This is a genomic window from Brevundimonas sp. (assembly GCF_036402095.1).
Lineage (GTDB): Bacteria > Pseudomonadota > Alphaproteobacteria > Caulobacterales > Caulobacteraceae > Brevundimonas.
This window is the reverse complement of the sequence record NZ_DASWTO010000194.1, coordinates 1-5321: the sequence shown is the minus strand read 5'-3', so window position 1 is coordinate 5321 and position 5321 is coordinate 1. Positions and strand designations below refer to the sequence as shown.

At 70.5% G+C, this 5321-nt stretch carries 7 protein-coding genes; 1 reads left to right on the top strand and 6 read right to left on the bottom strand.

Features of this window, described 5'->3' with window-relative positions:
- The 3 genes from VGD32_RS12925 to VGD32_RS12915 all read right to left on the bottom strand — a co-directional run.
- Window positions 1–210 (bottom strand): hypothetical protein (locus VGD32_RS12925; protein WP_331032292.1); only part of this gene is annotated, 210 nt, incomplete at its 3' end.
- Between the two features lie 46 nt (window positions 211–256).
- On the bottom strand, window positions 257–697 hold the full coding sequence (locus tag VGD32_RS12920) for a hypothetical protein (RefSeq protein ID WP_331032291.1): 441 nt from the start codon (window positions 695–697) through the stop codon (window positions 257–259).
- Between the two features lie 8 nt (window positions 698–705).
- A complete protein-coding gene (locus VGD32_RS12915; protein WP_331032290.1) occupies window positions 706–2370 on the bottom strand; it encodes a thiamine pyrophosphate-binding protein in 1665 nt (554 codons plus the stop codon).
- Between the two features lie 96 nt (window positions 2371–2466).
- Between VGD32_RS12915 and VGD32_RS12910 the strand changes: the two genes are divergently transcribed.
- Complete coding sequence (locus VGD32_RS12910) at window positions 2467–2604, top strand: entericidin A/B family lipoprotein (RefSeq protein WP_331032289.1); 138 nt, start codon at window positions 2467–2469, stop codon at window positions 2602–2604.
- Between the two features lie 76 nt (window positions 2605–2680).
- Here VGD32_RS12910 and truA read toward each other — a convergent pair whose 3' ends face one another.
- The 3 genes from truA to VGD32_RS12895 all read right to left on the bottom strand — a co-directional run bounded on the left by truA (window position 2681) and on the right by VGD32_RS12895 (window position 5193).
- Window positions 2681–3418 (bottom strand): tRNA pseudouridine(38-40) synthase TruA, encoded by a 738-nt coding sequence (gene truA / locus VGD32_RS12905; RefSeq protein WP_331032288.1) that lies wholly within the window; start codon window positions 3416–3418, stop codon window positions 2681–2683.
- Complete coding sequence (fmt, locus tag VGD32_RS12900) at window positions 3418–4356, bottom strand: methionyl-tRNA formyltransferase (RefSeq protein ID WP_331032287.1); 939 nt, start codon at window positions 4354–4356, stop codon at window positions 3418–3420. Before fmt ends, truA begins: the two co-directional genes overlap by 1 nt.
- An 81-nt stretch (window positions 4357–4437) precedes the next feature.
- Complete coding sequence (locus VGD32_RS12895; protein ID WP_331032286.1) at window positions 4438–5193, bottom strand: class I SAM-dependent methyltransferase; 756 nt, start codon at window positions 5191–5193, stop codon at window positions 4438–4440.
- Window positions 5194–5321 lie beyond the last annotated feature (128 nt).

The following is a 5321-nucleotide window of genomic DNA, read 5'->3' as shown; positions in this document are numbered from 1 at the left end:
CATGTCGCGGATCAGCTTCCACAGCATGTTGCAGTAGCCCTGCACCGCGCCGACGGGCAGGCCGTCCGACTTGCGGGTCAGGGGCGGCAGGGCGTGGTAGGCGCGGAAGATGTAGGCCGAGGCGTCGATCATCCACAGCCGCAGCGCGGGGCCGTCCTGGGTGAGGGGACGGTCGGAGTCCTGCGGGGAGTCTGGGGCGGCGTCGGTCATGCGGCGAACATAGGCGGGCGCGCCGCCTCCGTCACCGCCCCACGGACTACGAGACCCAGGTGTTCCTGCACTCGCCGACGGTCCAGCCGGCGAAGCCGGAGATGACGCGGCATTCGTAGCCCATGCCGGCGAGCGGGCCGTGCATGATGCCGGTCTCGATCACCGCGCCGCTGCCGTCATAGGCCGGGCGGGCGAAGCTGACCCAGCGGACGCGCTCGCGCGGGTCGCCGGGGCGGTCCGGGTCGTAGGGCTCGAAGGCGAGGCCGTAGCGGCTCCACTGGCAGCGCGGGGCGTAGTCGCCCTCGAAGCGGATCGGCAGCGGCGGATTGTCGGTGCTGTTGAACCGGTAGTGCTCCCTGGCCACGGCGGCGATGACGGCGCAGTCGTCGCTGTCGGACCAGGGGGTGGGGACGTCCGGGCCGGAGGGCGGCGGCGTGGCGCAGGCTCCGAGGAGGCTGACGGCGGCGAGGGCGGCGGCGAGGCGCATGGCGGCTCCTATTGCGAACGCAGGCCGGTGATGGTGCGGTTCGGCGCGATGTCCTCGGCCGAGGTCAGCAGGTGAACGAGGGCGGGGCGGCCCGCGTTCCGGGCGGCGGCGAGGGCGGCAGGGAAGTCCTCCGTCCGCTCGCAGCGCACGCCGAAGGCGCCGAAGGCCTCGGCGTAGGCGACGAAGTCGGGGTTTCTCAGGTCGGTGGCGATGGTCCGCTGCGCGCCCGGATAGTGGGTCTCCTGATGCATGCGGATGGTGCCGTAGGTCCCGTTGTCGACCACCACGACGACGACGTTGATGCCGTACTGGACCGCCGTGGCGATCTCCTGCCCGGTCATCAGATAGTCGCCGTCGCCGGCGATGCAGACCACGTCGCGGTCCGGATGGACGCTCTTGGCGGCGAAGGCGGCGGGGTAGCCGTAGCCCATGGCGCCGGAGGTCGGAGCCAGCTGGGTGCGGCAGGCGCGGTGGCGGTAGAAGCGGTGCAGCCAGGCGGCGAAATTGCCGGCCCCGTTGGTGACGATGGCGTCGGCCGGCAGGGCCTCGGCCAGATGCGCCATGCACTCGCTCATATTGACCGCGCCCGTCACCGGCACGGGGGTCGAGAAGGCCCGATAGTCGGCGTGGGCGGCCGCCCCTTCGTCGGCCCAGGTCCGGCCCGGATCGATGGTCGCCAGCGCGAGGGCGGCCAGTGCGTTGTCGGCGGTGGCGCTCATCAGCGGCGTCCAGACGCGCCCCAGTTCCTCGGGTCCCGGATGGATGTGGATCAGGGTTTCGGCGGTGCGGGCGCGGTCGAACAGGGTGTAGCCCTGGGTCGGGTTCTCGCCGAGGCGCGCCCCGATGGCGAGGATCAGGTCGGCGCTCTTCGCCCGCGCGGTCAGCCTGGGATTGCAGCCGAGACCGAGGTCGCCGGCGTAGTTGCTCCGGTCGTTGGAGAGGATGTCCTTGCGGCGGAAGGACAGGGCGACGGGCAGGCCCAGCCGTTCGGCCCAGTCGCCGAGGGCGGCGGCTGCGTTCTCGCTCCAGCCCGAGCCGCCGAGCACCAGCAGCGGCCGCTCGGCCCTGGCCAGCCGGTCGCGGACCTGTTGGGCGAAGGCCGGGTCCAGCGCCGCCTTCGCGGGGACCACAGGGCGGACGGGGGCCGGGCCGCCGTCTTCGTGCAGGATGTCCTCGGGCAGGGCGATGACCACCGGGCCCATGCGGCCCTGCAGGGACGTGGCGATGGCCCGCTCGACCACCTCGACGGTGCGGGCGGGGGTCTCGATCTCGGTGGCCCACTTGGCCAGACCGCCGAACACCTCGCGGTAATCGACCTCCTGGAAGGCGCCGCGCCCCCGGTCGGCCATGGCGATCTGGCCGACGAACAGGATCATCGGCGTGGAGTCCTGATGCGCCGTGTGCACCCCGATCGAGGCGTGGGTCGCCCCCGGCCCGCGGGTGACCATGCAGACGCCCGGCTTGCCGGTCAGCTTGCCGTAGGCCTCGGCCATGTTGGCGGCGCCCGCCTCGTGGCGGCAGGCGATCACCTGGATGCGGTCGCGCACGTCGGCGAGGGCGTCCAGCACGGCGAGATAGCTCTCGCCCGGCACGCAGAAGACGCGGTCTATGCCGTTGACGACGAGGGTCTCGACCAGACGGCGGGCGGCGGTGTTGGCGGGCTGTGGGCTCATCGGGGCGGGTTAGCAGACCCCTCCAAACTTGACCATGCAACCCTACGGCCACGCTTGGCGTTTGGGGCCGCAGATCAATCGTCGAAGGGGAACCCCATGAAGAAGATCATCGCCTTCAGCCTCGTCGCCGCCGCTCTCGCGGTGTCGGCGTGCAACACCGTTTCGGGCATCGGCCGCGACGTCCGGGCCGCCGGCGACGCCGTCACCTCGGGCGCCGAGAGCGCCAGGCGGTAGGGGTCGACGCCGCGCCCGGCGGACGCCCCCACCGACGTCTGATCCCCGGGTCAGGCCCGGGGATGACGGTGAAGGGCTAGTAGCTGACGCCCGTGAGGTACAGACCGTCCGACGGCGCCACGGGCCCGCAGGCGGCGCGATCCTTCGCCGCCAGCGCCGCCGCCACGTCCTCGACGGCCCAACGGCCCTGTCCGACCTCGGCGAGGGTGCCGGTCATGGAGCGGACCTGGCGGTGCAGGAAGCTGCGCGCCTCGAACTGCAGATAGATTTCGTCGCCGTTGCGGAAGACGCGGGCGACGTCGAGCGTCTTGACCGGCGATTTCGACTGGCAGTTCACATCGCGGAAGGTGGTGAAATCGTGCAGTCCGACCAGCGACTGCGCGGCGTCATGCATGGCCTCTTCGTCCATGCGCTTGCGGATGTGCCAGACCTTGCCCTTGTCGAGGGCCGGCGGACCGGCCCGGTTCAGGATGCGATAGAGGTAGCTCCGCCCCGTGGCCGAGAAGCGGGCGTGCCAGTCGGGTTCGGCCTCGACGCAGTGCAGCACCGACACCGCCTCGCCGACCAGATGGGCGTTGAGGGCGTTCATGACGGTGCGCGCCGGCCAGGCCTTTTCGAGGTCGACGCCGATCACCTGACCGGTGGCGTGGACGCCGGTGTCGGTGCGGCCGGCGGCGGCGACGCGAACCGTCTCGCCGCAGAAGGCGGTGATGGCCCGCTCGACCGCACCCTGCACCGTCGGCTGGTCGGTCTGGGCCTGAAAGCCGTTGTAGCCCGAGCCGTCGTATTCGAGCGTGAGCCTGTACCTGGGCATCAGGCCAGCACGGTCCCGGCCGGAATCGGGAAGCCGCGCAGCATCTCGTCGGCCGGCTGGACCGCCTTGCCGGGCCGCTGCACGGACAGCAGGCGGACGACGCCCTCGCCGCAGGCCACGCGCAGGCCCCCATCCCGGCCAGCATCGAGCACCTCTCCGGGTTCGCCCCCGCCCGGGCCGGAGACGCGCGACATCAGGGCCTTGATCCGCACGGGGCCGTCGGACCCGGGAGCCTCGAACCAGGCGCCCGGAAAGGGGGACAGGCCCCGGATGTGGCAGTCGATTTCGGATGCCGGCCGGGTCCAGTCGATGCGCGCCTCGGCCGGGGTGATCTTGCGGGCGTAGGTCGGTTCGCCGGTCTGAGGCGTCCCCTCGACCCCGCCACGCTCGATGGCGGCGAGGGCGCGCGGCCACAGGCTGGCCCCGACATGAGACATTCGGTCGGACAGGGTCGCGGCGGTGTCGTCGGGACGGATGTCGAGCACTTCCGAGAGCAGGATGGGGCCCTCGTCGAGGCCCTCCGACATGCGCATGATCTGGACGCCGGTCTGGCGGTCGCCGGCCATGATGGCGCGCTGGATCGGGGCCGCGCCGCGCCAGCGGGGCAGCAGCGAGCCGTGCAGGTTGAAACAGCCCAGCCGCGGCGCCTCCAGCACCTCGGGCTTGAGGATCTGGCCGTAGGCGACGACGCAGGCGGCGTCGAGGTCGAGGCTGCGGAAGTCAGCGATGGCCTCGGGCGACTTCATGGAAGCCGGAGTGAAGACCGGCAGGCCCATGGTCTCGGCGAAGGCGTGCACCGGCGAGGGGGTCAGCTTCTGGCCTCGCCCGCGCGGCTTCGGCGGCTGGCTGTAGACGGCCACGACCTCGTGGCCGCTGGCGATCAGCTCGGCCAGCGACGGCACGGCGAAGTCGGGTGATCCCATGAAGGCGAGGCGCATGCGCGGCGGTGTGCCCTATGCGCGGGACGGGGACAAGGCGAGGGGCGGCGTAAGCCAGTCCTGGAGCGCGCCGTTGGACGTTCAGGAGGCCCCGACCGGCTTTCGCCCGCTCACACCCGTGGCGCAACCAAAGAAGTACCGCCTGAACTCGATCTCGAGACCCTCTGCCCGAAGCATTTCGGCGAAGGCGTGCGCATCCCCGAAATTGGAGCAGTAGGTCCCGATCATCGCGAAGTCCTGGGCCCCGCGAAGTATCGTTCGCTCGATCAACGGCAGCAGCACTTTCAGGTGGAACAGATAGGCGGGCCGCAACCACCAGCCCTTGGGATCGGATGCCTCGATCATGGACACGACGCCCCCGGGCCGCAGAACGCGTGCGACCAGTCCCGCCAGCTGCCGGTGTTGTCCGGCATCAAAGGTCTTGAGGCCGAACGTCGAGACGACGAAATCGCAACTCTCATCCGGCAGGACGCTCTTCAGCACATCATCTTCGCGAAAATCGATCTTGTGGGACCGTTCGCGGTGGAGCCGCTCGAGCGCGAGCTTGTGCATGCCGGACGAGATGTCGACGGCCGTCACCCGGCTGATGCCGGGGTGCTGACGGAACAGATGCGGCCAGGCCTCGCCCGTGCCCGCCATCAGATCATAGCCGACCGGCGCCCCTCCGGCGGGCAGGCGCAGCGCTTCCACGCACTGTTTCCGCCATCGTTCCGTGAACCCGAATGAAAAGAACCAACTGAACGAGATGTAGGATCTCGAGCAGCGGTCAAAGACACCCTTTACGAAGGCGGGATCATAGATGTCATCGGGAGTGCCGACTGCGAGGGGCTTGTGCATCCCGCCAAGATCGCAGGTTGACCCGCGCTTAGCTACATGGCGGCCGCCAAGGGTCATTCGACCCTACGCAAGGCCGTTCAACAGCCTCAGTCCCAGCGCGTGAAGACGCCGCCGCCCTCGTCCCATTC

Excerpts from the sequence above, each read along its gene's own strand:
- VGD32_RS12920 (WP_331032291.1), bottom strand. The coding sequence starts at position 697 with ATGCGCCTCGCCGCCGCCCTCGCCGCCGTCAGCCTCCTCGGAGCCTGC.
- VGD32_RS12915 (WP_331032290.1), bottom strand. The coding sequence starts at position 2,370 with ATGAGCCCACAGCCCGCCAACACCGCCGCCCGCCGTCTGGTCGAGACC.
- VGD32_RS12910 (WP_331032289.1), top strand. The coding sequence starts at position 2,467 with ATGAAGAAGATCATCGCCTTCAGCCTCGTCGCCGCCGCTCTCGCGGTG.
- truA (WP_331032288.1), bottom strand. The coding sequence starts at position 3,418 with ATGCCCAGGTACAGGCTCACGCTCGAATACGACGGCTCGGGCTACAAC.
- fmt (WP_331032287.1), bottom strand. The coding sequence starts at position 4,356 with ATGCGCCTCGCCTTCATGGGATCACCCGACTTCGCCGTGCCGTCGCTG.
- VGD32_RS12895 (WP_331032286.1), bottom strand. The coding sequence starts at position 5,193 with ATGCACAAGCCCCTCGCAGTCGGCACTCCCGATGACATCTATGATCCC.